This window comes from Nonomuraea sp. CA-141351 (assembly GCF_050944675.1).
Taxonomy (GTDB): domain Bacteria; phylum Actinomycetota; class Actinomycetes; order Streptosporangiales; family Streptosporangiaceae; genus Nonomuraea.
In genome coordinates, this window is sequence record NZ_CP191982.1 from 7298200 (window position 1) to 7321763 (window position 23564).

Below are 23564 nucleotides of genomic sequence, written 5' to 3' on the forward strand. Positions count from 1 at the left end.
TCGGCAGGCTATGGCGTTTCGGCAAGGTCTGTGATTTCGGGACCGACTTCATATCGCTGCTTGACAGGCCGGACGCGATCAGGTCGGGGCGAATACAGCTCAGCGCCCGGGTTTTTCCGGGTTCATTGTCCGTAACCTCGCATTCACGGGGGTCCGAGTCGAACGTGTTCAGTTCCCGCATAGAGTGTCTTGGGTGAGTGTCGCGCTCGGAACAACCCGCCCGCTACCGGTTCGCACCACCCCCATCGGTGACCCCGGCGACCTGCTGGCATCCCTGCCCAGGACGGCGCCCTACGCCTGGGTCAGAAACGGCGAGGGCCTCGTCGGCTGGGGAGAGGCCGCACGGGTGGCCGTGCCCCCGGGCCCGGGCAGGTTCGCCTGGGCCCGCCAGTGGCTGGCCACGGTGTTCGGCGACGCCCACGTCAACGACGCGGTGCGTACGCCCGGCTCCGGCCCCGTCGCCTTCGGCAGCTTCACTTTCGACGAGGACGCCCACGGGTCGGTCCTCGTCGTCCCGCGCACCGTGCTGGCCCGGCGCGGCGGCCACGCCTGGCTCACCACGATCGGCGACGGACCGCTCGAGACGTTCTCCCCCGTCCGCGACCCCGGCCGCATCCGCTACGGCGACGGCAGCCTGACCGCTCCGGAGTGGGAGGAGGTCGTGGCCAGGGCCGCCAAGCGCATCCGTGACGGCGAGCTGGAGAAGGTCGTGCTGGCGCGCGACCTGGTCGCCACCGCCGAACGGCCCATCGACGTACGGCTGCTGCTCACGCGGCTGGCCCGGCGCTATCCCGAGTGCTACACCTTCTCCGTCGCGGGGCTGGTCGGGGCGACGCCCGAGCTGCTGATCCGGCGCACCGGCCAGGAGATCGAGTCGCTCGTGCTGGCCGGCACCACCGCCCGCGGCATGGGCCCGGCCGACGACTTCGCGCGCGGGGCCGCGCTGTTCGCCTCGCCCAAGGACCGCCACGAGCACGAGTGCGCGATCGCCTCGGTCCGCCAGGCCCTCGCCCCGCTGTGCTCCCTGCTGGAGACGCCCGACGAGCCCGAGCTGCTGGTACTGCCCAACGTGCAGCACCTGGCCAGCCACGTCAGCGGGCGGCTGGCCGATGGGGCGTCGGTGCTCGACGTGGTCGCGGCCATGCACCCCACGGCCGCCGTCGGCGGCACCCCGACCCGCACCGCGATCGAGGTCATCCGCGAGCTGGAGGGCATGGACAGGGCCGGATACGCGGGACCCGTCGGGTGGATCGACGCCCACGGCGACGGCGAGTGGGGCATCGCGCTGCGCTCGGGGCTCGTGCAGGGCCGCCGGGCCCGCCTGTTCGCGGGCGGCGGCATCATGGGCGACTCCGACCCGGCCTCTGAGCTGGCGGAGGCCCAGGCCAAGTTCCGCGTCATGCAGTACGCCCTGGAGGGCTGATCAGGCGGGGACGTGGATGTCGTCGCCCACGTCCACGCGCGCCCGGCCCGCGGTCAGCGTGGCCACCCAGTCCGCGAACGGCGCCACCTCGTCCTCGCCCACGGCGACGGTGAAGGTGACCTCGCCCGCGTACGTCACGTCGCGCACAGGGTGGCGGGAGGCCCGCAGGTCGTTCTCCACCCGCCCGGCCTGGTCGTGTGCCACCGCGACGCGCACGAGCTTGGCCGGAACCATCCGCACCGGCTCGGCCCGGTCGAGGGTCTCGGTCACGGCGGAGCCGTACGCGCGCACCAGGCCGCCCGCCCCCAGCAGGGTGCCGCCGAAGTAGCGGGTCACCACGGCGACCACGTCACTGAACCCCCTGCCCACCAGGGCCTGCACCATCGGCGTGCCGGCGGTGCCGCCCGGCTCGCCGTCGTCGTCGCCCTTCTGCACGCGCCGGCCGATGACGTAGGCGGTGCAGTTGTGGTTCGCGCCGGGATGCTTCTGGCGCCGCTCCCCGATGAACGCGACCGCCTCCTCGACGCTGCGCGCGGGCGCCAGGGCGCAGATGAAGCGCGAGCGCCTGGCCTCCGTCTCGTGCTCGACGACGGCGGCGAGGGTGAGGTAGGGCGCGGGCACATTCGACAGCGTATTCGGCTGTGGTGGCGGCGAGGGCACCACCCGCACCCTGTGACGCCTGCCTGCCGCGTGGCATGCTCGTAGTCACGCGCGAAGGAGGTAAGCCCGTTGCCCAGAGAAGGCGGGAGCAGGTTGCTGGCCATCAGCGACCTGCACGTCGGTTACGCGGAGAACCGGGCCATCGTGCAGGAGCTGAAACCGGCCACCCCGGGCGACTGGCTGCTGGTCGCCGGCGACGTCGGCGAGCGGCTGGCGGACATCGCCTGGGCGCTGGAGCTGCTGGCGGGCCGCTTCGAGCGGGTCGTCTGGGTGCCGGGCAACCACGAGCTGTGGACCCCGCCGGACGACCCGCCGGACCTGCGCGGCGCCGCCCGCTACGAGCACCTGGTGAGCATGTGCAGGGACCTGGGCGTCCTCACCCCGGAAGACGAATACCCCGTATGGGAGGGGGCGGGCGGACCGGTCAGGATCGTGCCTCTCTTCCTGCTCTACGACTACACGTTCCTGCCGGCGGGCCACCTCACCAAGGAGAGCGCGCTCGCGTACGCCCACAGCACCGGGGTGATCTGCACCGACGAGTACCTCCTGCACCCCGACCCCCACCCGAGCCGTGAGGCGTGGTGCCAGGCCCGGGTGGAGCTCACCGAGCGGCGGCTGGCCGGGCTCGACGACGTGCCGCTGGTCTTCGTGAACCACTATCCCCTGGTACGCGAGCCGACCGACATCCTGCGTTACCCCGAGTTCGCCCAGTGGTGCGGCACGACGGCCACCAGGGAGTGGCACACGCGCCACCCGACCGCCGCCGTGATCTACGGTCACCTCCACATCCCCCGCGTCACCTGGTACGACGGCGTGCGCTTCGAGGAGGTGTCGCTCGGTTACCCGAGGGAGTGGCGTCGCCGGCCGGGCGGCCCCAAGCTGCTGCGCGAGGTCCTTCAGTAACCTCTCGTGACCTTCACCCCGCGCCCGATCTTGCGCGGCACGCCGATGCCGTCGATCAGGTTGCCGCTGGAGGCGACGGACATCGCCTCGCCTTCCCCGTCGCCCTTGCTCAGCAGGATGCCCGTCTCACGCTTGGTGCCGTGGCCCAGGATGGTGTTGCCGGTGATCGCCGCGTGGCCGGTGCCGTAGTTGACCGCGTCCAGGGCGAGGTAGACGAAGTTCACGTCCGCCGGCAGCGGCCCCGTGGCGGTGTACGTGCGCTCCGGCGGCGCCGAGCCCTCCCGCCGGGCCTTGCCCAGTGCCTTGCGCAGCGCCGCCAGCGCCTCCGGCGGCGGCAGGAACTTGTGGATTCGGTTGGCGGTGATCGTCGTGTTGGCCTCGCCCTGGAGGTCGCAGCGGATGCCGTAGTACGTCTGGTTCGCCGTGCTCTGGGCGCCGAAGTCCTCGATGTAGTTGTTCTGGATCGAGGTGCCGAAGCAGCGGTGGGCGTCGATGGCGTTCTTGGGCGTCGCGTACAGGTGCAGGTCGCTGAACGTCCAGCCGGCCGCGTTGTCGCTCTGGACGGCGTGCGTCCCGCTGAAGCCGATCCAGGAGCGCTGCAGCGTCCAGTCGGTGACGGAGTTGCCGGGGTCGACGACCCGCAGCCCCGCCTCGGCGGCGCCCTCGATGTAGACGTCGCTGATGACGCTGTTGACCATCGTGTTCTTGAGCAGCGTGCCGTTCTGTGACGGGTTGCTGATGCGGATGCCGTCGGACGGCGTGCCGAAGATGTCCACGTCGTACACGCGGGTGTTCCACGAGCGCAGCAGCAGCCCCACGGTACCGGTGTTGTTGTCCCGGTTGCCGTCGATCGTGAGCTTCTCCACGCGGATCGTGTCGCCGCTGGTGTCGGTGTTCTTGACCCAGCCCTCCGAGGCGAGCACCGCGGGCAGGTTGGCGCCGTCGGCCTGCCTGAGCACCGCCCCGGCCTTGGCGTCACCTCGGTACGTGCGCCGGTCCGGCAGGCTGATCGTGGCGTTGATCAGGCACGGCCCCTTGATGACGACCTCGTCGCCCTCCTTGGAGGAGTCGATCGCGGTCTGCAGGGTCTGGGCGTCGGCGGCGGTGTTGGCGCAGGTCGCCTCCACCCTTGAGGCCGCGGCGGGCGACACCGGCATGAGAATGGCGGCCCCCGTGACGGCCATGGCGAGCGCGGCGCCGCCGGCGAGCAGGCGGGTCGGTGAATGACGCACTGTCGGTCCTTCCGTCAGAACGATGTCCCTGGAGACGCGGCACCCCCGAGCGTCCCCGTGGTGATCATTCTCACCGGCCGGAGAGCGGTTCGTGATCTCTTTCGGGCGCGAAACCGCAAACACTTCTTCGCGAAGAACTCTTTGCGAAGAAGTGTTTGCGGTTTAGCCTTCCAGGCATGACGCGATCCCATGAGAGCGTGGTCGTCCTCGACGCCAAGGGCCTGCGGGCCCTCGCCCATCCCGTACGGGTGCAGCTCGTGGACCTGCTGCGCAAGCACGGCCCGTCCACCGCCACCCGCCTGGCCGAACGTCTGGGGGTGAACTCGGGGACGGCCAGCTATCACCTGCGCAGGCTCGCCGCCGCCGGGTTCGTCGAGGAGGACACCGAGCGCGGCAACGCGCGGGAGCGCTGGTGGCGCTCGATCCACCGGACGACGCGCCTCAAGGACGAGGACGGGCTGTCCGAGCGCGAGCCCGAGGCGGTGCTGGCCTACATGCGGTCCATCGCAGCCCTCTACAACCTGCGCGTCCAGCAGGCGCTCAACGAGCTGCAGACCATGCCGAAGCCGTGGCGGCACGTGCTCGACCTCAGCTCCTACGCGTTCCGCCTCACCCTGGAGGAGGCGGAACAGCTGCGGGAGGACCTGATCGAGCTCGTCGAACGCTACCGGCGTGACGGCGAGGAGGCGCCGCCGGAGGCGGTCCGGGTCTACCTGATACCGCAGGTGCTGCCCGAACTGGACGATCCGGAGTCGTGATGGAGCCGCGCCGGTCCTTGCGCCCGATGGCCGGGGTGCTCGCGGCCATGACCGTGTCGATGACCGCCACCCGCGTGTCGGCCATCGCGCTGCCCTGGTTCGTGCTGACGAGCACCGGGAGCGCCGCGTTGACGGGGGTGGTGGCGTTCGCGGAGATGGCCCCGTACGTGCTGGTCAAGGCGCTGACCGGGCCACTCGTCGACCGGGCGGGGCCGCGCCGGATCTCATGGGTCAGCGACGTCGTGAGCGCCTCGGCCGCCGCCGCGGTGGTCCTGCTGCACGTGGCCCACCTGCTGCCGCTGGGCGCGCTCATCGCTCTCGTCGCGGTGATCGGCGCGGCCCGCGGACCCGGGGACCTGGCCAAGGAGACCATGGTCCCGGAGGCGGCCGAGCGCGGGCGGGTGCCGCTGGAGCGGGCCACCGGGCTGATGGGCGTGACGGAGCGGCTGGCCTCGACGGTGGGTCCCGGGGTGGGCGGCGCGATGGTGGCGCTGCTCGGCCCGCTGGCCAGCCTGGTCATCAGCGCGGTCTGCTTCGCGCTCGGCTCGGCGGTCGTGGCCGCGGCGCTGCCGCGCGGCATGGGGCACCGCGCACCCGGGGCAGGAGAGCAGCAGGAGGGGTACTGGCGGCGGTTCGGCCAGGGCTTCGCGTTCCTGCGCGGCGAGCCGCTGCTGCTCGCGATCGTCGTCATGGTCGGCGTCACGAACCTGCTGGACGCGGCCTTCAGCCAGGTGCTCGCGCCCGTGTGGGCGAAGGAGTCCGGTTACGGCCCCGCCGTCCTCGGGCTGAACAGCAGCGTGATGGGGCTGACCGCGGTCGGGGGCAGCCTGGTGGCCGCCATGGTGGCGCACCGGATGCGGCGCAGGCCGGTGTTCTTCGTGGCGTTCCTGATCGCCGGGCCGCCGCACTTCCTCATCCTGGCCACGGATGTGCCGGTGTGGGCGATGGTGTCCGTGTTCGCGATGTGCGGGTTCGCCAGCGGTTTTCTCAACCCGATCCTGGGCGCGATCTCGTACGAGCGGGTGCCCCGTCACCTGCTGGGCCGGGTGAACGCCCTGCAGAGCTCGCTGGCCTGGGCCGGCATCCCGCTGGGCGGGCTGCTGGGCGGGGCCGCCGTGACGGCGGTGGGCCTGGCGCCCGTGCTGGTGGTGTCCGGGGTCGCCTACGGGCTCACCACGAGCCTGACCGGGCTGCGTCGCGAATGGCGGGAGATGGACCGGCTGCGCGGGCAGGGTCCCCCAGCCGTACCGGCGCCGGAGGAGAGCACCGGTACGGCGGGTGACCGGCTCAGCGGGTGATCATGCCCTGGGCCAGGTCGGCGGCCGTGGCCGTGTGGGAGCGGCGCTCGGCGGGGCCGTAGCCGCCGCCGCCGCCCGACTCACAGCGCAGCACGTCCCCCGCCTTGACCGGCAGCGCGTTGACCTTGAGCATCTCGTGGGCGTCCGGGGTGCCCGGGTTGAGGGTGACGCGGGGCGGCGCGCCCGGTTCGCCACCCGCCAGGCCCCACGCCGGGGTGACCGAGCGCTCGAACCACAGCGACAGCGACGTGTCGCCGGAGAACTCGTACTCGCGCACCACCCCGTTCCCGCCCCGCCACTGCCCCGCGCCGCCGGTGTCGGGGCGGATCTCGTAGCGGCGCACGCGTACCGGGAACAGGGTCTCCAGCACCTCGATGGGCATGTCCCGCAGCGCGCCGTTGACGTTGTTGATCAGGCAGGTCTCGCCGTCGCCGCCCTCCCAGGCGCCCCAGCCGCCGACCGTGGCCTCCTGGGAGACGTACAGCTTGCCGGTACGGGGGTCCGTGCCGGTGAACTGCACGATCATCGAGTCCCCGTACGAGGCGGCGGCCGCCTTGTCCGGCAGCACCGGCGCCAGCGCCTTGACCACCAGGTCGATGAGCAGCCCCAGGTGCGAGTAGTAGTACTGGCAGGCGGCGGGCGACTCGGCGGCCAGCATCGAGCCCGGCCGCGTGTCCACCGACAGCGGCCGGAACGAGCCCCCGTTGAGCGGCACGTCGCCCGAGACCAGCAGCTTGTAGCCGACGCGGACGGCGGCCACGGCCTGGGCCGCGCCGCAGTTGACCGGGCCGAGCGCCTGGTCGGCGCAGTCGGTCAGGTCCACGTGCATCGACTCGCCCGACACCGCGATCGTGACGTTGACGGGGAGGGGGGCGTCCAGGTCGATGCCGTCGTTGTCGAGGTGGCCGGACGCCTCGTAGACGCCGTCGGGGATGGCCGCGATGGCCGCGCGCTCCATGCGCTCGGTCTGGGCGAAGATCTCGTCACGGGCCGCCTGGACCGTCTCCAGGCCCCACCGGGAGACGATCTCCTTCAGCCGCCGCTGCCCCGTCATGGCACAGCTCACCTGGGCGCGCAGGTCGCCGAGCGTGGCGTGCGGGAAGCGTACGTTGCGGGCGATCACCTCGTGCAGGTCGCGGCAGGGCTCGCCGCCCGCGTACACCTTCACCGGGCCCATCCGCAGGCCCTCCTGGAAGATCGACGTCGAGTCCATCGAGCCGCCCGGGTCCTTGGAGCCGACGTCCAGCCAGTGCGCCCGCGACGCCGCGAACCCGGCCAGCTCCCCATCCACGAAGATCGGCCCGTAGACGGTGACGTCGTTGAGGTGGGTGCCGCCGATGTACGAGTCGTTGAGCACCCATACATCGCCCTCCTGCCAGACCTCCCGCCCGTACAGGCGCTCGGTCTCGCGGGTGCACACCTCCAGGTTGCCCAGGAAGATCGGTAGCCCGGACGACTGGCCCAGCACGTTGTGGTCGCGGTCGAGCAGCGCGACGGCGCAGTCCTTGGCCTCGTAGATGACGGGGGTGTAGGAGCTGCGGATGAGCGTGGTGTTCATGTCCTCGGCCGCCTGCAGCAGGGCGCAGCGGATGATCTCCGTGGTGACGGGGTCGATCACTGGTCCACCTTCATGATGAGAAAGCCGTTGGGGTCCACGGTGGCCACACAGCCGGGCGGGATGACCGTGGTCGCGGTCTCCTCGACCACGATCGCGGGCCCGGCCAGCTCGCCGTCCAGGCTGGAGCGCCGCAGCACGGGCGTGCTGTGCACGGCCCCATCGAAGATCACATCCCGTACGTGCTCCGCCTGCCCCTCGGGGACCTCCGGCGAAGCGGCGGCGGTGCGCGGGAACGAGCCGAACCCGGTGCTGCGCAGCATGACGAACTCCACCGGCGCCTCCGGGGTGGCGTGCCCGTAGCGGCTGGTGTGCGCCTCGGCGTAACGGGCCGCGATGGCCTCGAGGAACCCCGGTTCGGCGGGCTCGGCCGCGTCGCGCAGGGGGATCGTCAGCGTGTAGTCCTGCCCCTCGTAGCGCATGTCCACGGCGTGCTCGACCCGGCGCCGCCCCTCCGGCACGCCCTGGGCGGAGAGCGCCGCAAGGGCCTCCTCCTCCAATGTCACGAAATTTCGGGACATGTCGGGGCCGTCGAGCACGTCCTGCGACCGGAAGTACGGATGCGTCAGATCCCGGCGCACGTCGGCCTCCAGCATCCCCCACGCCGAGAACGCCCCAGGGAAGCGCGGCACCACCACCTCGGAGATCCCCAGCTCCCGCGCGATGAACGCGGCGTGCATCGGCCCCGCGCCCCCGAACGCCACCAGCGCGAACTCCCGCGGCTCGATCCCGTGCTCCACGGTCAGCGTGCGGATCGCCTGCGCCATCTTGGCGTTGGCCACGTCGCAGATGCCCTCGGCGAGCAGCAGCGGATCGAGGTCGAGCTCGTCGGCCAGCGTGGCGATCGCCGTACCCGCCGCCTCCACGTCCAGCGTCATCAGCCCGCCCGCGAACCAGGCCGGATCCACCCGGCCGAGCACCACGTTCGCGTCGGTCACCGTGGCCCGCGTACCGCCCCTGCCGTAGCAGGCGGGCCCCGGCACGGCGCCGGCCGACTCGGGCCCCACGCGCAGCGCGCCCGCCTCGGCGTAGGCGATCGAGCCGCCGCCCGCGCCGATGGTGTGCAGGTTCACGATCGGCATGAGCACCGGATAACCCTCGATGCTGGCTTCGGCGCTCACGTCGGGCCTGCCGTTCACCACGAGTGACACGTCGAACGACGTGCCGCCCATGTCGATGCAGATGGCGTTGTCCCGGCCCGTCCCGATGACGCCGGCTCCGCGTCCTGCCTCATTGACGCCGGGTCCGCGTCCTGCCTCATTGACGCCGGGTCCGCGTCGGAGCAGCCGGGTCGCCGCGACCCCGCCCATCGTGCCGCCCACCGGCCCGGACAGCAGCGTCTGCAACGGCCTGCGCATCGCGTACGAGGCGTTGACCAGCCCGCCCGACGACTGCATCACGTGCACCGGCACCGCCAGGCCCCGCTCGGCGAAGCGCCGCTCGATCCTGGCCAGGTAGCGGCGCACGACAGGCCCGGTGTACGCCTCCAGCACCGCCGACGAGGTCCGCTCGTACTCGCGCCACTCCCGCGCCACCTCATGCGAGAGCACGACCAGCACGGCGTCGCCCAGCTCCTCCCGCAGGATCTCGCCCGCCCGCAGCTCGTGCGCCGGGTTCGCGTAGGAGAACAGCAGGGACACGGCCACCGCGTCGAACCCCTCCGCACGCGCCCGCCACGCCGCCGCCCGCACCGCCTCCTCGTCGAGGGGCACGAGCTCCTCCCCCCGGTAGTCCAGCCGGCCGCCCGCCTCCATGACGTCCTGGCGCGGCACCAGCGGCACGGGCTTGCGGTAGCGCAGGTCGAACATGCGGTCGCGGTTGCCCCTGGCGATCTGGTAGACGTCCCTGCCGCCCAGGCTCGCCAGCAGCAGCACGCGGGCGCCCTTGCGCTCGAGCAGCGCGTTCAGTCCCTGCGTGGTGCCGTGCACGAAGAACGAGATCCCCGCGGGGTCGTCCACGACCCGGCCGAGCGCGGCGAACACGCCCTCGGCCAGGTCTCCCGGAGTGGTGGGCGCCTTCGAGGCGGTGACGGCGCCGTTCCGCTCGTCGTAGCACACGACGTCGGTGAAGGTGCCGCCGATGTCCATGGCGACGCGATAACTCATGCGCTGCACCGTACGCTGTCCGGGTCTGCTCCGCATGTGCGGCCCGCACGGGGAGAGGCGTCCTGCAGTGCATCGCGCAACGCCACCCGCACAGCCGGCCCCTCCGAACGTCGCCTCAGGACCTTCTGACGGGTCCCGTACCGGGCGGGCTCAGCGGACGCCAGCAGCGGCCGCAGCACGACGGCGGCCGGGGTGCGCAGGGTGCGCAGCACCGCGCGGGCCTCCTCCCGGCGGCCCTGGGGGGCCAGCCAGTACGGCGACTCCGGCACCCACGCGCGGACCGCGAACGCCCACAGCCCCGCCACCGCGCTGGCGATCATCACGACGTGCCAGCCCAGGTCGCCCAGCGTCACCGACGCCCCGATCGCGGCCAGCATGTCGATCGGCCACCCGATCGACAGTTGACGTGCTCCTCCTCATGAATGGGGAGGATTCTCATGGCCGTTATGCGGCCGCCCCTTGCGGGGCGGTGTGGGTGGTCTCGCCATGAGTTGCTTGACGCTTCACGGGCCCCAGTGGTGCAGGGCCTCCACGTCCGGTGACCGCCTGTCCGGCGGCTGGGTTGTACCGGTGCATCTGGGTGCGGGCGGCGTTGACGTCGGCGTTGCCGATCCACCCGCATGCTGGGTTCTTGCACACGAACCGGGACTGGCTCTCGCGGGAGCCGTCGGTGATCGTGTGGCAGGCGTGGCATTCTTGGCTGGTGCCCGGTGCCGGGATGAAGATGACCTTCCCGCCCTTGGCGTTGGCCTTGTAGGTGAGGAATTCGGCCGTGCGTCCCCACGCCTCGGTGGCGATGGCACGATTCAGGCCCCGCTTTTGGGCCACGTTCCTGCCCGGCGCGTCGAGGGTGCCGGAGGCGGCGGCCATCATGTTCTTGACCTTGAGGTCTTCAAGCACGATGACGCTGAACCGGTCGGTGAGCTTGGCGGTGGTCCGGTGCTGCCAGTCGATGACCCGGCGCTTGGCTTTCGCACGCAGGCGGGCGATCTGGCCGTAGGTTGTCTTCAGCCGGTTGCTGGTGGGCCGGCCGGGTTTGGCCGCTCGTTTCTGGCGGGCGGCTTTGCGTTCCAGGCGGAGCAGGCGCTCCTGCTCCCCGTGGGACAGCCACTGTTTGCGGTGGAAGATCTTCTCTCCAGTGGCCAGGGCCAACGGCACGGCGATGCCCCGGTCGATCGCGGTCTTCGGTCCCCGGTGTGGGGTATGGGGTGCCTGCATGGTCTGGGTGCGGAACACGATGTGCCACCCGTTGGCCTCCTTGACCAACCGCGCCCCGGTGATCTTCCCGTCCGGGCCGCCTTTGGTGACCCCCGGGCAGGTCTTTGGTCCACCGGAAGCGGACCCGGCCGAGTTTGGGGATGTTGACCGCGCCCCACCGCCGGTTGATCCGGGCGACGTTCAGATCCCGGCCCTGGGGACGTCCACGGCCATCCGGGAACGGAACCGGCTCTTGAACGTGGGACGCCCGGCCGGATGGTCAGGGTTGAAGAAGTTCTTCCACGCCTGCCGGTAGGTCTTCAGCACGGCTTGCGCGGCCTGGGCGGGCAGGTCCTTCAACCAGTCGATCTCTTTGCGGGCCGCCCGGATCGCTTCGTCGCACGCCGCGAGCGAGGCGAACCGGCTCTGGCGGAAGGTGAAGTACTCGTGAAGCAGGTTCCACAACGCGCGCGCGTTGTGCGCCTGTCCGTCCAGCACGGCACTCTGCCGCGCGTCCAGGTCCAGGCGCGCAACATGAGCGCGGTTGCGTTTCTCCAGCTCCACCGTCCCACCCTATCGTTTGGTGTATGTCACCTCGATGGGAATTCAACCCGCAAATCAGGAAGGGACGTCACTGCGTTCACGAGCTCACCGCGCATTTGGTGTTCGTCACGAAATATCGACGCAACGTCTTCACCGAGCCCATGCTGAAACGCTGCGAAAAGATCATGAAAGAGGTGTGCGAGAAGTTCGAATGCGAACTGGCCGAGTTCAACGGCGCCGACGACCACGTCCACCTCCTCGTGCACTACCCACCAAAGGTCGCCCTGTCCACCCTGGTCAACAGCCTCAAAGGTGTCTCCGCCCGCTATCTACGCAAGGAGTACAGCGCCCACGTCCGCAGATACCTGTGGGAGGGCCACTTCTGGTCCCGCTCCTACTACGCCGGCTCCACCGGCGGCGCGAACCTGGCCACCGTCCGCACCTACATCCAGTCCCAGGACCAACCCCAGACATAACAAGAAACCAACTCGTGGTCACACTGGCTCATGAGTGCGGGTCAGGGCACGCTCAGGCCCCAGCGGGCCTTCCCGCGCAGGCCTTCACCTCCCGCCTAACGACGGAGGCACTGACCCGCATCTCGGCAGACCCCGGCCAGCGCCAGTCCCGAGGCCACCCGCAGCGTCACCAGCACCGCGAAGTCGGTCGCGAGTGCCGAGGCGAGCGCGATCACCCCGTACGCCAGCAGCGACCAGAACGCCGTCGGCCTGCGCCCGACGCGGTCGGAGACCGGCCCCCAGACCAGCACTCCGGGGATCATGCCGAACGCGACCGCCGACAGCACGACGCCGACGCCCGCCTCGTCGATCCTGAACGAGCTCCCCAGGTCGCCGGAGACGTAGACGAGGGCGAGCTGCTCCCACGACTCGATGACGAACGCGATGAACAGCGCGAGCGCGATGAGCACGTGCCTGCGGGTGAACGGCATCCGGTCGAACGCCGCGCCGATGGGCATCGTTCGTGAGTCGATGGCGGTCATGGAGCTCCTCGATGGGGGGCCGAGCCGAGTGTTGGCCGCACCATAGGACGGCGCCCGTGCGGCGGCCCTGTGCACGCCGCACGGGCGGGCCGCACGATCTGTGCGGTCCGCCCTGCGGCTCAGTCGTGATGGCGTAATAACGGCCCTGGGGGCACCGCCGCGATCGCGTACATCAAGGCTCGATCCACCGCCGCAACATGGCCGTGGCCAGGTCCATGGCCGCCTCGCAGGCGTTCGTGTCGCGCAGCCGGTCGATCATCACGAAGTCGTGCACCATCCCGGCCATCCGCACCGCGGTGACGTCGTTGTCCAGCTCGCGCAGCCGCGCCGCGTACAGCTCCCCCTCGTCGCGCAGCACGTCCGCCTCGCCCGTGATGATCAGTGCGGGCGGGATGCTGCGCAGTTCCGCCGAGCGGGCCCGCAGCGGCGAGGCGTGGCTCTCGGACCTCCGGGCCGGGTCGGTGATGTACTGGTCCCAGAACCACTTCATACCTTCGCGGGTGAGGTAGTAGCCGCTGGCGAACCTCTTGTACGACTCGGTGTCGAAGCTCGCGTCCGTGACCGGGTAGAACAGGCACTGCCCGCGCAGCAGCACGTCGCAGCGTTCCTTGGCCATCATGGCCAGGACGGTCGACATGTTGCCGCCCACCGAGTCCCCGCACACCGCCATCCGTGACGGGTCCAGGTCCTTCTCCTCGCCGTGCTCCATCACCCACTGGGCGGCGGCGTAGTTCTGCTCGATCTGCGTGGGGTACCTGGCCTCGGGCGCGCGGTCGTATTCGGGGAAGACCACGGCGGCGTCGCAGCGCACGGCCAGCTCGCGCACCAGCCGGTCGTGGGTGTGCGCCGAGCCGAAGACCCAGCCCGCGCCGTGGATGTAGAAGATGACCGGCCTGGTCCCCGTGGCGCCCCTGGGCTTGACGATCCGCACCGGCACCAGGCCGGTGGGCCCACCCCGCACCTGGATCCACTCCTCGTCGATCTCCGGCTTGGGCACACTCGGGTCGGACTGCAGCTTCTCCAGCACCTCGCGCCCCTGCTCGGGCGGCAGCTCATGGATGTACGGGCGCTTGGCGGTGGCGTCGGCGAACTCCTGTGCCGCCTTCTCCAGCACCACCCGCTTGCCGATCACTGTGGTCACGGTGAACCCCCGGTGCATGTACACGCAGAGGGATTTGTGCCTTTTTGTACCTCCAGGCCACCGCCCGAAATCGTAAAATTACGGCAAGGGATTCACTCCCGCTTCAGCTCGTGCGCCAGCTCCTCCAGCTCCGCCCCGCCCGCCATGAGCGAGGTCAGCTCCTGCGGGGTGATGTCGGCCCTGCCGTACTCGCCCAGGCTGGCGCCCCGGTTGAGCAGCAGGAACCGGTCCCCCACCGGGTAGGCGTGGTGGGGGTTGTGGGTGATGAAGACGACGCCGAGCCCGCGGTCGCGGGCCCTGGCGATGTAGCGCAGCACGACGCCGGCCTGCTTGACCCCGAGCGCCGAGGTGGGCTCGTCGAGGATGAGGACGCGGGCGCCGAAGTGGACGGCCCTGGCGATGGCCACCGACTGCCGCTCGCCGCCGGACAGGGTGCCGACCGGCTGGTCGACGTCGCGGATGTCGATGCCCATGGCCCGCAGCTCCTCGCGCGCCACGCGACGCGCCTTGGCCACGTCGAAGGCCAGCCCCTTCTTCGGCTCGGAGCCGAGGAAGAAATTGCGCCAGATCGACATGAGCGGGATCATCGCCAGGTCCTGGTAGACGGTGGCGATGCCGCGGTCGAGCGCGTCGCGGGGGCTGGAGAAGCGCACCTCCTGGCCGTCCACCAGGAACGTGCCCGCGTCGTGCTGGTGCACCCCGGCGAGGATCTTGATGAGCGTGGACTTGCCCGCGCCGTTGTCGCCGAGCACGCAGGTGACCTGGCCGGCCTGCACGCCCATCGACACGTCGCGCAGCGCCAGCACCGAGCCGAACGTCTTGCCGATGCCCCTGGTCTCGAGAATCAATGCCTCACCTCCTCGGCGTACCGCCTGACCAGGCGGTTGGCCAGCGTCGCCAGCAGCAGCATCGCGCCCAGGAAGAACTTGAACCAGTCGGCGTCCCAGCCCAGGAACACGATGCCCTTGTCGGCCATGCCGAAGATGACCGCGCCGATGGCCGCCCCGATGGCGGAGCCGTACCCGCCGGTGAGCAGGCAGCCGCCGATGACGGCGGCGATGATGTAGATGAACTCCTGCCCGATGCCGATGTTGGCCTGCACGGACGTGTACCGCAGCGCGAGGATCGAGCCGACCAGCCAGGCGGCGAACGCCGTGGTCATGAACAGCGCGATCTTCGTACGGGCGGCGGGCACGCCGACCGCGCGGGCGGCCTGCTCGTTGCCGCCCACCGCGAAGATCCAGTTTCCGGCCTTGGAGCGCATGAGCACCCAGGTGGCCACGGCGGTCGCCAGGATCCACCACAGGATCGCCACCCGGAACGAGGTCCCGCCGATCTCGACCGTCCCCGCGAAGATCGCGTTCGCGCCCTCGAAGCCGGAGGCCCGGCGCAGGCCGCTGACCTGCACGGTCCCGGTGATGGCCTTGGTGACGCCGAGGTTGACGCCCTGGAGCATGAGGAACGTGCCCAGTGTGACGATGAAGCTGGGCAGCCTGGTCCTGGTGACGATCAGGCCGTTGGCGAAACCGATGCCCAGCGCCACGACCAGCCCGGCGAGCATGGCCACCCACACGTTGAACCCGAAGCGGGTGGCCAGGGTGACGAGGATCAGCCCGCTCGTGCCGGTCAGCACGCCCGCCGACAGGTCGAACTCGCCGCCGATCATCAGCAGCGCGACCGCGACCGCCATGATGCCGAGCGTGGCGGCCGGGTCGAGCCAGTTCGCGATGCCGGCCGGCGACCGGAACACCGGCGACTGCGAGGCGAAGAACACGAACACCACGACCAGGCCGACCACCGCGCCCAGCTCGGGCCTGATCAGCAGACGGCGGGCCAGGCCGACCTCGGCGACCCGCTCGTCGGCAGTGATCGTCATCGAGTGCCCGCCTCGGCCAGCTTGGCCACCTGGTCGGCGTTGTCCTTGGTCACGAAGCCCGGCCCGGTGTTGACGGGCAGCCCGCCGCCGACGGTGTTGAGGTTGTTCTTGTACAGGTTGAGGAACGTGATCGGCAGGTAGCCCTGCAGGTACTGCTGCTGGTCCACGGCGAACAGGATCTCCCCGTCCTTGATCGCGGACACCACGTCGGCCGACAGGTCGAACGTGGCCAGCTTGGCCTGCGACCCCGAGTCCTTGATGGCGTCCCTGGCGGCGACCGCGATGCCCGGGTTGAGCGCCAGCACGCCGTTGATCTGCTTGTCCGACTGGAGCTTGGCGGTGACCTTGGAGGTGACGTCGGCCAGGTTGCCGATGTCCACCTGCAGCCGCTCGACCGTGCCGCCCAGCGTCTGCTCGGCGCCCTTGCAGCGCTGGTCGAGGCCGACGTTGCCGGCCTCGTGGATGACGCACAGCAGCTTGGTGACGCCGGCCGCCTTGAGCTGCTCGCCCGCGCCGCGCCCGGCCACGTCCTCGGACTGGCCGACGTGCGTGATGGCCCCGAACGCCTTGGACTGGTCGGCGCCCGAGTTGATGGTGACGACCGGGATCTTCGCCGCGACGGCCTTGCCGATGGCCTCCTTCAGCGCGTCGGGGTTGGCCATGGAGACCACGATGCCGTCCACCTTCTCGGAGACGGCCTGGTCGATGAGCTGCGACTGCTTGGCGGGGTCGCCATCGCCCTGGTACGTGACCTTCACGCCGTACTGTTTGCCCGCGGCCTCGGCGCCGTTCTTGACCACGTCCCAGAAGGAGTCACCTGGGCCTCCGTGGGTGATGACGGCGTAGCTGGCGCTCGCGGGGGCCGCCGCGTCTGCGGCGGAACTCGCGGGCGCGCTCTGCGCGCTCTGTCCTCCGGAGGAGGAGCAGCCACTCACGGCGAGCGCGCCCAGCAGGGCCAGCACGATCGGGGTACGTCTCATAGGACACCTCCAAGACCAACGGGCTCGCCCTGGTTGTATCCCAATGTCATCTCTTTGTATAGACATGCTGACTTGCTCTTGCAGAACGGAATCATACGTTCCCTATACTGAGAGCATGACGAGCGCACCCATGAGTGGCCGCAAGGCACAGGCGGCCCGCAACGACGAGTTGATCCTGCAGGCGGCGCGGGCGGTCTTCACCGCCGATCCCGGCGCGCCCATCGCCGCCGTGGCCGAGAAGGCGGGCGTCGGGATCAGCGCACTCTACCGCCGCTACCCCAGCAAGGAGGCGCTGCTGCAGAAGCTGTGCGGCGACGGTCTCAAGCTCTACAGCGAGGTCGCCGAGCGGGCGCTGGCCGACGGCGGCGACCCCTGGGAGGCGTTCGCCGGCTACATGCGCGGCATCGTCGACGCCGACACCAACTCACTGACGATCAAGCTGGCGGGCACGTTCACGCCGACCGAGGAGCTGGGCCGCGACGCGGTCCGGGCCTCGGAGCTGGCCACCGAGGTCCACCACCGCGCCGTGGCGGCCGGCGTGCTGCGGCCGGACGTGACGGTGGCGGACATCGCGCTGCTGTTCGAGCAGATGGCCTCGATCAAGCTCGGCGGCGAGGAGCGCACCTCCCAGCTGCGCCACCGTTACCTGGCGCTGGTGATGGACTCGCTGCGGGTCCCACCGGCCCACCGGGACCTGCCGGGGCCTGCGCCGGTGGACGAGGAGCTGTCGACCCGCTGGTACCCGTCCTAGTCCTCGCCGGCCTTCCAGCGGAACAGGTACGACATCACGAAGCCGAGCAACCCGGTCACGCCGGCCGACACGGTCATCGCCATGCCGAGGGCGGACACGGCGCCGGAGACCAGACCGGGGTTCCCGAAGACGAGGCCGACGGCCTGGGCCAGCACGACGACGACGCCGAGCGCGAGGAAGAGCACGAGGCCGATCTTGAACAGGATCATGGTGAGACGCTTCACGACGGGGGCTCCTCTCAGATCGGCAGTGCGCCGGTCGCCACCAGCACGCCGATGACCAGGGTCGGGATGACGAACCAGATGATCAGCCGGCCGAACGTCCTGGCCGGGTCCACCTGGGCGATACCGCTGGCGATGTAGATCGGCGCGGCCCCGGGCGGGGAGGCGCCCTCGGTGGAGGCGAAGATCATGATGGCGGTGGCCGCGGCGGCGGGTGCGACCCCGGCCGCGGTCAGCGCGCTGAAGGCGACCCCGCCGACGGCGGCGATGGTGGCGGTGCCGGTCAGGGGCGCGGCGATGACGACGATCAGCAGGCCCACCAGGATCGCGATGACGACGGCCGGGGCGTCCAGGCTCTTCATGATCGCGGTGAGCTGGTCGACGAGGCCCAGCTCGCCCAGGCTCGCGGCGGCCGCGAAGGCGAAGAACAGCGTCGCGCCGATGATCGCGTACCTGGGGGCCATGTCGCCGAGCAGCTCGCTCCAGGCGCGCCCGGTGCGCGGCAGCCGCTTCCACGCGACGGCGAGGGTGGCCAGCACGGTCAGCACGGGGATCCAGACGACGATGCTGATGTCGCCGGCCGCCTCGCCGACGCGCGCCTCCATGAGCTTGGCGCCGAAGTCGAGCGTCATCAGGACGGGGACCAGGATGCCGGCGTACACCAGCAGCGAGGCCCACCCGGCCCGCAGGGCCGCGCGCAGCGGGACGATGTCGGAGGCGTCGGTGGCGGCGATGCGGTGGCGCCGCACCCACACGAACACCAGGACGAAGCGGTACGCCACCGTCCACAGTCCGCCGACGAGGGCGGGCACGAAGAGCTGGTCGGCGGTCAGCACGGGAGCGACGGCGGCCGAGCCGAGCAGCAGGAACATCGACGAGCTCGGCGGGATGGAGATGCCGAGCCCGGCGTTGCCCGCCACGAGCGAGGCGGCCAGGTCGGGACGCCAGTTGGACCTGGTCATCCAGGGGATGGTGACCGAGCCGACGGAGGCGGCGATGCCCGACCCGGAGCCCGAAGGACCGCCGAGGAGGGCGGCGGCGGAGGTGGAGACGTATCCGGGGCCGCCGCGCAGCCGTCCGAAGACGGAGTTGAGCACGGTGACCTGCTCCTGGATGAGGCCCAGCTTGGTGAGGAGGTAGCCCATGAACACGAAGGCCAGGGCGGCGAAGACGACCTCTTCGGCCAGTGCGTCGGAGATCCCGGCCCAGGCGAGGGAGAAGAAGCCGGCGCCGCCGAAGAGGCACACGCCGGCGAAGCCGATGAGCATCGCCTCACCGATGTTGCGTTTCAGTACGCCGTTCCAGACGACGATGATCACGATGTAGGCGAGGAGCGCCCATACGGCGATTCCCATGGCGAAATGACCTCCAATGGGGAAGGGGGTGGGGTGGTTCGGCGTGCTCCGGGCGGCTACGGGCCGGAGGGCCCGTCGCCTGGAAGCCGTTCGCTCGAAGGCGGGTCGTCCGGAGGCGGGTCGGCGAGGTGGTGGGCCAGGGCCAGCGTGCGGCGGGCCCGGGCGACGATGGGGGCGTCCACGAAACGCCCGTCGGGCAGGGCGACCGCGCCGGTGCCGGACCGCTCGGCCCGTTCGGCGGCCTCGACGATCTCGGCCGCCCTGGCCGCCTCCTCCTCGGAGGGGCGGAAAGCGCGCCTGATCACGGGGATCTGGCGAGGATGGATCGCGGTCCTGCCGAACAGGCCGAGCGCTCGGCCCGCGAGGCAGGAGGCGAGCAGCCCGGCCTCGTCCTTGACGTTCGGGAAGACGGACATGGGTACCGGCGGCAGGCCCGCCGCCGCGGCGGCGAGGACCACCTGGAGCCTGAGGTGTTCCATGCCCCGCTCGTCGGTGATGGCCAGCTCGGCGGCGAGGTCCTGCTCGCCGAGCGCGACGCCGGCGACCTTCGGGTGCGCCGCGATCTCCCGGGCCGCGACGATCCCGGCCGCCGACTCCAGCAGCGCGTACGCGGGAGCGCCGGTGATCGTGTCGAGCACGGCCGCCGACTCGACCTTGGGCAGCCGTACGGCGTCGGCGAGGTCCCCGACGGCCTCGAGGTCGCCCTGCCCGCGCCCGGTGGCCAGGTCGTTGACCCGTACGTGCACGGCGACGCCGAAGTCCGGGCGGGCGCGCAGGTAGGCGGCGGCGTTGGCGCGGGCCTCGTCCTTGCGGGCGGGCGCGACCGCGTCCTCCAGGTCGATGATGACCACGTCGGCCCCGGAGGCGACGGCCTTGTCGAAGCGCTCGGGCCGGTCGCCGGGCACGTATAGCCAGGTCACGGGGGCGGTCACGCGATCACCCCGGTCTCGCGCAGGGCGGCGATCCGCTCGCCGGAGTAGTCGAGCTCACCGAGCACCTCGTCGGTGTCGCGCCCGAGGGGCCGCCCCGGCCACCGGATCTCGCCGGGGGTGTCCGACAGGCGGAAGAAGACGTTCTGCATGGTGAGCGAGCCGAGCTCCTCGTCGGGCACCTCCACGAACGTCCCGAGCGCCGCGTACTGCGGGTCCTCGGCGATGTCGCTGACGTCGTAGATGGGCGCGACGGCGGCCTGCACCTCCTCGAAGCGGGCGATGACCTCCTCGGCGTCCCGTTCGGCGATCCAGGTGGCGACCGCCTCGTCCAGCTCGTCCACGTGCTGCACGCGCCCCTGCCCGCTGGCGAACCACGGCTGCTCGACCAGGTCGGGCCGTCCCACCAGGGTGACCACGCGCTCGGCGATGGGCTGGGCGCTGGTGGAGATGGCCAGCCACCGCCCGTCGCGGGTCCGGTACGTGTTGCGCGGCGCGTTGCTGCTGGACCGGTTGCCGGTGCGCTTCGGCACGACCCCGAGCGCCTTGTACGCGCTCATCTGCGGCCCGAGCAGGCCCAGGATGGGCTCGATGATCGCCATGTCGATGACCTGGCCGCGCCCGGTCCGCTCACGGGCGTGCAGGGCCACCATGATCGCGTACGACATGGCGAGGCCCGCGATGCCGTCGGCCAGGGCCAGCGGCGGCAGCGTGGGCGGCCCGTCGGGCTGCCCGGTCATGGCCGCGAACCCGCTCATGGCCTCGGCCAGCGTCCCGAACCCCGGCTGCTTGGCCATCGGCCCGAACTGCCCGAACCCGGTCATCCTCGCCACGATCAGCCGCGGGTTGTGCTTGAGCAGGTCTTCCGGGGCCAGGTTCCACCGCTCCAGGGTGCCGGGGCGGAAGTTCTCGATCAGCACGTCGGACCGCTCGGTCAGGCGGCGCAGGATCTCCTGGCCCTCGGCGTGCGACAGGTCCACGGCCGCGGTGCGCTTGTTGCGCGAGAGCGCCTTCCACCACAGGCCCACGCCATCCAGGGAAGCGCCGTGCCCGCGCGAGGGGTCGCCGCGCCGGGGGTGCTCGATTTTGATCACGTCGGCGCCGAAGTCGCCCAGCATCATCGCGGCGGAGGGACCGGCGAACAGGGTCGCCGCGTCGATGACCCTCAGGTCGGCGAGGCTCGTCATGGATATGTAACTTATAAGAAATATGTCATAGGTCAACCAGGTGACCGATCTGCGAGACACTTGAGGACATGTCGCCCACGGAGCCTCGGCCGCCCATGAGCAAGGCCGACTACGTCTACAGCGTGCTGCTCGACGAGATCCGCACCGCGCGGATCCCGGGCGGCACGGCGTTGCGCGCCGGGGAGGTGGCCCGCCGGCTGGGCGTCTCGGTGACGCCCGTGCGCGAGGCGCTGCGCAGGCTGGAGAAGGACCGGCTGATCAGCTACGAGGCTCATCACGGCGCGACCGTGGTGGACCTGGGCGACGAGGCCCTGGCCGAGTACTACGGACTGCGCGCGGTGGTCGAGGGTCTGGGTGCCCGCCTGGCGGCGGAGAAGATCACCCCTGAGGAGCTGGCCGGTCTGCGGGAGCTGCACGCGTCGATGGCCGACGACGCCGCGCACGGCAGGTACGACCAGCTCGGGGAGCAGAGCAGGCGGCTCCACCTGCGCATCGTCGACATCGGCGGCCCCGCCTTCCTGGGCGCGCACGCCAGGTCGGTGCGCAACAGCTTCCCCGTGCCCGCGGAGGCGTCGCTGTGGCTGGACGAGACCCAGGTCAAGGCCCAGCTCGAGGCGCACGAGGGCATCCTGGCCGCTCTGGAGTCCGGCGACGCCGAGACCGCGGAACGCGTCATGATCGACCACGTGCGCCGCGCCGGCGACTACCGCAAGCAGCAGTGACCCCATCCTTGGCGGGAGAGGACGCGGGCGGCTTCGGCCTAGGATGAGGGAGATGTCCCTTCCATACCGAAGCCTCGCTGTGACCTCGTCCGCCGCCACCATGGGAGGCCGGCTGTGACAGCGGCCGGGGCCCTGTCAGGCATCAAGGGTGTGCTGTTCGACCTGGACGACACGCTGCTCGACCACCGGGGCGCCGCCGACGCCGCGATCATCGCGTGGGTGTCGGCGCACTCGCCCGGCCATCCGCGCCTGGACGAGGTGGCCGCGCTGTGGGCGGGGCTGGAGGGTCCGCACCTGGCGATGTGGCAGGCGGGCGAGTGCTCGCTGGAGGAGCAGCGGCGCCGCCGCCTCCGCGGGCTGTGTGAGGAACTGGCCGTGCCTGAGCCCGGCGATCTGGACGCCGCCTACACCGACTTCGCCGAACGCTACCGGCAGAACTGGTCGGCCTACCCTGACGCGGCCCAGGCGGTGGCCGAGCTGGGCGGGTTCACGCTCGGGGTGCTGACGAACGGGGCACAGCGGATGCAGGAGGCGAAGCTCCGCGCGATCGGGCTGGGCGACCTGGTCGGGCCGGTGCTGACGGGCGAGGTGCTGGGCGGTCACTTCAAGCCGTCGCCCGCCGCCTATACGGGCGCCGCGGCTGCGCTAGGGCTGGCGCCGGAAGAGGTGCTGCTGGTGGGCGACGACGTGGACAAGGACGTGACGGGGCCGGCGGCGACCGGGATGCGGTCGGTCTGGCTCGACCGGCTCGGCGTCGAGCCTCCGCCCGCCGGGTTCCCGCGCATCACGACGCTGGCCGAGCTGGCACCGCTCATCCGTTAAGCGGCGGGCGCGACCTGGTCACCCGGCTCCGAACCGCCTGGTCAGCGGGGCGCCACCTCTGCCAGCACCGAGCCGTTCAGGTCGAACCCGCCCACATGCGCCAGATAGTCGCCCTTGGCCAGCGGATCGCCGAGGTACACGCCGCCCGCCCGGCGCACCAGCAGGGCCCCGGCCGCCACGTCCCAGGGATTGGCCTGGGTGCCGTACGCGGCGTCCGACCAGCCGGCGGCCACGTGTGCGAGCTTGAGCGCGGCGCTGCCCGGCCGGCGCACGGCGGAGAACGACTTCAGGAACCGCCCGTAGCGCCGCAGCGCCGCCTCCTCGTCCACCTCCATGTCGAGGGCCGTCGGGTAGCTCGTCAGCAGCATCGCCTCCCGGTCGCCCGCGGCTCCCACGCTCCGCAGCGGCGCGCCGTTGCACCAGGCGCCCTCGGTGGAGGCGCTGAACTCGTCTTCCCGCACGGGGTCGTACACCACGCCCGCCATCAACTCCCCGCTCACGGCGGCCGCGATGGACACGCAGAAGAACGGCAGCCCGGTGGCGAAGTTCGCGGTGCCGTCGATGGGGTCGACGTACCAGACGAGGTCGCCGGAGCCGGTGGAGCCGCCCTCCTCGCCCACGATCGCGCTCTCGGGCAGGCGGGAGGTGATGACCGCGCGGATGGTCTCCTCGGCGGCGTGGTCGTGCTCGGTGACAGGGTCGTGGAAGTCCAGCTTGGTCGCCACGTCGGGCCGCGATCGGAAAGCCTTGCGCAACCGCGGCCCGACGGCCCTGGCCGCCTCGGTGGCGATGTCCAGCAGGTGTGTCGCGTCCATGTCTTCTCCAGCACAAGGTCCAGCAGGGTCATGA

General features: G+C 71.1%; 25 protein-coding genes. 8 read left to right on the forward strand and 17 right to left on the reverse strand.

The window, feature by feature from the left end; translation table 11 throughout:
• The first annotated feature begins 193 nt into the window (after window positions 1–193).
• Window positions 194–1423: an isochorismate synthase gene (locus ACQPWU_RS34480; protein WP_433429326.1), complete on the forward strand. Its 1230-nt coding sequence runs from the start codon at window positions 194–196 to the stop codon at window positions 1421–1423.
• Here ACQPWU_RS34480 and ACQPWU_RS34485 read toward each other — a convergent pair whose 3' ends face one another.
• Window positions 1424–2044, reverse strand: coding sequence for an IMPACT family protein (locus ACQPWU_RS34485; protein WP_433429328.1), 621 nt, complete (start codon window positions 2042–2044; stop codon window positions 1424–1426).
• A 108-nt stretch (window positions 2045–2152) separates the two neighbouring features.
• On the opposite strand from ACQPWU_RS34485, the gene ACQPWU_RS34490 reads away from it, so the two are divergent.
• Window positions 2153–2986, forward strand: a complete 834-nt coding sequence (locus ACQPWU_RS34490; RefSeq protein WP_433429331.1) for a metallophosphoesterase family protein — start codon at window positions 2153–2155, stop codon at window positions 2984–2986.
• On the opposite strand, the gene ACQPWU_RS34495 is transcribed toward ACQPWU_RS34490, so the two are convergent.
• The gene (locus tag ACQPWU_RS34495; protein ID WP_433429333.1) at window positions 2980–4218 is read right to left on the reverse strand and encodes a hypothetical protein; all 1239 of its coding nucleotides are present in this window, start codon (window positions 4216–4218) and stop codon (window positions 2980–2982) included. The genes ACQPWU_RS34490 and ACQPWU_RS34495 overlap by 7 nt on opposite strands.
• Window positions 4219–4394: 176 nt before the next feature.
• Here ACQPWU_RS34495 and ACQPWU_RS34500 point away from each other — a divergent pair, with 176 nt between their 5' ends.
• Complete coding sequence (locus ACQPWU_RS34500) at window positions 4395–4976, forward strand: ArsR/SmtB family transcription factor (protein ID WP_433429335.1); 582 nt, start codon at window positions 4395–4397, stop codon at window positions 4974–4976.
• Window positions 4976–6274, forward strand: a complete 1299-nt coding sequence (locus ACQPWU_RS34505; RefSeq protein ID WP_433445355.1) for an MFS transporter — start codon at window positions 4976–4978, stop codon at window positions 6272–6274. Before ACQPWU_RS34500 ends, ACQPWU_RS34505 begins: the two co-directional genes overlap by 1 nt.
• On the opposite strand, the gene ACQPWU_RS34510 is transcribed toward ACQPWU_RS34505, so the two are convergent.
• The 5 genes from ACQPWU_RS34510 to ACQPWU_RS34530 all read right to left on the reverse strand — a co-directional run bounded on the left by ACQPWU_RS34510 (window position 6264) and on the right by ACQPWU_RS34530 (window position 11755).
• Window positions 6264–7892, reverse strand: coding sequence for a hydantoinase B/oxoprolinase family protein (locus ACQPWU_RS34510; RefSeq protein WP_433429338.1), 1629 nt, complete (start codon window positions 7890–7892; stop codon window positions 6264–6266). The genes ACQPWU_RS34505 and ACQPWU_RS34510 overlap by 11 nt on opposite strands.
• The gene (locus tag ACQPWU_RS34515; RefSeq protein WP_433429341.1) at window positions 7889–9994 is read right to left on the reverse strand and encodes a hydantoinase/oxoprolinase family protein; all 2106 of its coding nucleotides are present in this window, start codon (window positions 9992–9994) and stop codon (window positions 7889–7891) included. The genes ACQPWU_RS34510 and ACQPWU_RS34515 overlap by 4 nt, the downstream gene beginning before the upstream one ends.
• Entirely contained in the window at window positions 9991–10371 is a 381-nt protein-coding gene (locus tag ACQPWU_RS34520; RefSeq protein WP_433429344.1) for an MFS transporter, read from the reverse strand. Before ACQPWU_RS34520 ends, ACQPWU_RS34515 begins: the two co-directional genes overlap by 4 nt.
• 67 nt (window positions 10372–10438) lie before the next feature.
• Window positions 10439–11275, reverse strand: coding sequence for an RNA-guided endonuclease InsQ/TnpB family protein (locus tag ACQPWU_RS34525; protein ID WP_433445357.1), 837 nt, complete (start codon window positions 11273–11275; stop codon window positions 10439–10441).
• A 117-nt stretch (window positions 11276–11392) separates the two neighbouring features.
• Complete coding sequence (locus tag ACQPWU_RS34530; protein ID WP_433429346.1) at window positions 11393–11755, reverse strand: hypothetical protein; 363 nt, start codon at window positions 11753–11755, stop codon at window positions 11393–11395.
• Window positions 11756–11778: 23 nt separating this feature from the next.
• Between ACQPWU_RS34530 and tnpA the strand changes: the two genes are divergently transcribed.
• Window positions 11779–12210: an IS200/IS605 family transposase gene (gene tnpA, locus ACQPWU_RS34535; RefSeq protein ID WP_433429348.1), complete on the forward strand. Its 432-nt coding sequence runs from the start codon at window positions 11779–11781 to the stop codon at window positions 12208–12210.
• Between the two features lie 95 nt (window positions 12211–12305).
• Here the strand turns inward: tnpA and ACQPWU_RS34540 are convergent, their stop codons facing one another.
• The 5 genes from ACQPWU_RS34540 to ACQPWU_RS34560 all read right to left on the reverse strand — a co-directional run bounded on the left by ACQPWU_RS34540 (window position 12306) and on the right by ACQPWU_RS34560 (window position 16728).
• Window positions 12306–12731 carry an MFS transporter gene (locus ACQPWU_RS34540; RefSeq protein ID WP_433429350.1) on the reverse strand — a complete coding sequence of 142 codons (426 nt, stop codon included), beginning with the start codon at window positions 12729–12731 and terminating at the stop codon, window positions 12306–12308.
• Window positions 12732–12903: 172 nt separating this feature from the next.
• Complete coding sequence (locus tag ACQPWU_RS34545; RefSeq protein WP_433445359.1) at window positions 12904–13863, reverse strand: alpha/beta hydrolase; 960 nt, start codon at window positions 13861–13863, stop codon at window positions 12904–12906.
• 101 nt (window positions 13864–13964) lie between these two features.
• Window positions 13965–14720: an ATP-binding cassette domain-containing protein gene (locus ACQPWU_RS34550; protein WP_433429352.1), complete on the reverse strand. Its 756-nt coding sequence runs from the start codon at window positions 14718–14720 to the stop codon at window positions 13965–13967.
• Window positions 14717–15748 carry an ABC transporter permease gene (locus ACQPWU_RS34555; RefSeq protein ID WP_433429355.1) on the reverse strand — a complete coding sequence of 344 codons (1032 nt, stop codon included), beginning with the start codon at window positions 15746–15748 and terminating at the stop codon, window positions 14717–14719. The genes ACQPWU_RS34550 and ACQPWU_RS34555 overlap by 4 nt, the downstream gene beginning before the upstream one ends.
• Window positions 15745–16728 carry a sugar ABC transporter substrate-binding protein gene (locus tag ACQPWU_RS34560; RefSeq protein WP_433429357.1) on the reverse strand — a complete coding sequence of 328 codons (984 nt, stop codon included), beginning with the start codon at window positions 16726–16728 and terminating at the stop codon, window positions 15745–15747. The genes ACQPWU_RS34555 and ACQPWU_RS34560 overlap by 4 nt, the downstream gene beginning before the upstream one ends.
• 115 nt (window positions 16729–16843) lie before the next feature.
• On the opposite strand from ACQPWU_RS34560, the gene ACQPWU_RS34565 reads away from it, so the two are divergent.
• Window positions 16844–17479, forward strand: a complete 636-nt coding sequence (locus ACQPWU_RS34565; protein WP_433429359.1) for a TetR/AcrR family transcriptional regulator — start codon at window positions 16844–16846, stop codon at window positions 17477–17479.
• On the opposite strand, the gene ACQPWU_RS34570 is transcribed toward ACQPWU_RS34565, so the two are convergent.
• From ACQPWU_RS34570 to ACQPWU_RS34585, 4 genes are read right to left on the reverse strand one after another with little or no spacing between them, the layout of a single operon-like run.
• Complete coding sequence (locus tag ACQPWU_RS34570) at window positions 17476–17703, reverse strand: hypothetical protein (protein ID WP_433429361.1); 228 nt, start codon at window positions 17701–17703, stop codon at window positions 17476–17478. The genes ACQPWU_RS34565 and ACQPWU_RS34570 overlap by 4 nt on opposite strands.
• A 14-nt stretch (window positions 17704–17717) precedes the next feature.
• Window positions 17718–19055: a TRAP transporter large permease subunit gene (locus tag ACQPWU_RS34575; RefSeq protein ID WP_433429363.1), complete on the reverse strand. Its 1338-nt coding sequence runs from the start codon at window positions 19053–19055 to the stop codon at window positions 17718–17720.
• A gap of 56 nt (window positions 19056–19111) precedes the next feature.
• On the reverse strand, window positions 19112–19987 hold the full coding sequence (locus ACQPWU_RS34580; RefSeq protein ID WP_433429365.1) for an HpcH/HpaI aldolase/citrate lyase family protein: 876 nt from the start codon (window positions 19985–19987) through the stop codon (window positions 19112–19114).
• Window positions 19984–21171, reverse strand: a complete 1188-nt coding sequence (locus ACQPWU_RS34585; protein WP_433429367.1) for a CaiB/BaiF CoA transferase family protein — start codon at window positions 21169–21171, stop codon at window positions 19984–19986. Before ACQPWU_RS34585 ends, ACQPWU_RS34580 begins: the two co-directional genes overlap by 4 nt.
• Before the next feature lie 68 nt (window positions 21172–21239).
• Here ACQPWU_RS34585 and ACQPWU_RS34590 point away from each other — a divergent pair, with 68 nt between their 5' ends.
• The gene (locus ACQPWU_RS34590; RefSeq protein ID WP_433429370.1) at window positions 21240–21893 is read left to right on the forward strand and encodes a GntR family transcriptional regulator; all 654 of its coding nucleotides are present in this window, start codon (window positions 21240–21242) and stop codon (window positions 21891–21893) included.
• Between the two features lie 114 nt (window positions 21894–22007).
• Window positions 22008–22715: an HAD family hydrolase gene (locus tag ACQPWU_RS34595; RefSeq protein WP_433429372.1), complete on the forward strand. Its 708-nt coding sequence runs from the start codon at window positions 22008–22010 to the stop codon at window positions 22713–22715.
• Between the two features lie 41 nt (window positions 22716–22756).
• Here ACQPWU_RS34595 and ACQPWU_RS34600 read toward each other — a convergent pair whose 3' ends face one another.
• Window positions 22757–23530, reverse strand: a complete 774-nt coding sequence (locus tag ACQPWU_RS34600) for an inositol monophosphatase family protein (RefSeq protein WP_433429375.1) — start codon at window positions 23528–23530, stop codon at window positions 22757–22759.
• Between the last annotated feature and the right edge of the window lie 34 nt (window positions 23531–23564).

Coding starts and splice junctions, on each gene's coding strand:
- ACQPWU_RS34500 (WP_433429335.1), top strand. CDS start 4,395: ATGACGCGATCCCATGAGAGCGTGGTCGTCCTCGACGCCAAGGGCCTG.
- ACQPWU_RS34505 (WP_433445355.1), top strand. CDS start 4,976: ATGGAGCCGCGCCGGTCCTTGCGCCCGATGGCCGGGGTGCTCGCGGCC.
- ACQPWU_RS34515 (WP_433429341.1), bottom strand. CDS start 9,994: ATGAGTTATCGCGTCGCCATGGACATCGGCGGCACCTTCACCGACGTC.
- ACQPWU_RS34520 (WP_433429344.1), bottom strand. CDS start 10,371: ATGCTGGCCGCGATCGGGGCGTCGGTGACGCTGGGCGACCTGGGCTGG.
- tnpA (WP_433429348.1), top strand. CDS start 11,779: ATGTCACCTCGATGGGAATTCAACCCGCAAATCAGGAAGGGACGTCAC.
- ACQPWU_RS34540 (WP_433429350.1), bottom strand. CDS start 12,731: ATGACCGCCATCGACTCACGAACGATGCCCATCGGCGCGGCGTTCGAC.
- ACQPWU_RS34555 (WP_433429355.1), bottom strand. CDS start 15,748: ATGACGATCACTGCCGACGAGCGGGTCGCCGAGGTCGGCCTGGCCCGC.
- ACQPWU_RS34560 (WP_433429357.1), bottom strand. CDS start 16,728: ATGAGACGTACCCCGATCGTGCTGGCCCTGCTGGGCGCGCTCGCCGTG.
- ACQPWU_RS34565 (WP_433429359.1), top strand. CDS start 16,844: ATGACGAGCGCACCCATGAGTGGCCGCAAGGCACAGGCGGCCCGCAAC.
- ACQPWU_RS34575 (WP_433429363.1), bottom strand. CDS start 19,055: ATGGGAATCGCCGTATGGGCGCTCCTCGCCTACATCGTGATCATCGTC.
- ACQPWU_RS34585 (WP_433429367.1), bottom strand. CDS start 21,171: ATGACGAGCCTCGCCGACCTGAGGGTCATCGACGCGGCGACCCTGTTC.
- ACQPWU_RS34590 (WP_433429370.1), top strand. CDS start 21,240: ATGTCGCCCACGGAGCCTCGGCCGCCCATGAGCAAGGCCGACTACGTC.
- ACQPWU_RS34600 (WP_433429375.1), bottom strand. CDS start 23,530: ATGGACGCGACACACCTGCTGGACATCGCCACCGAGGCGGCCAGGGCC.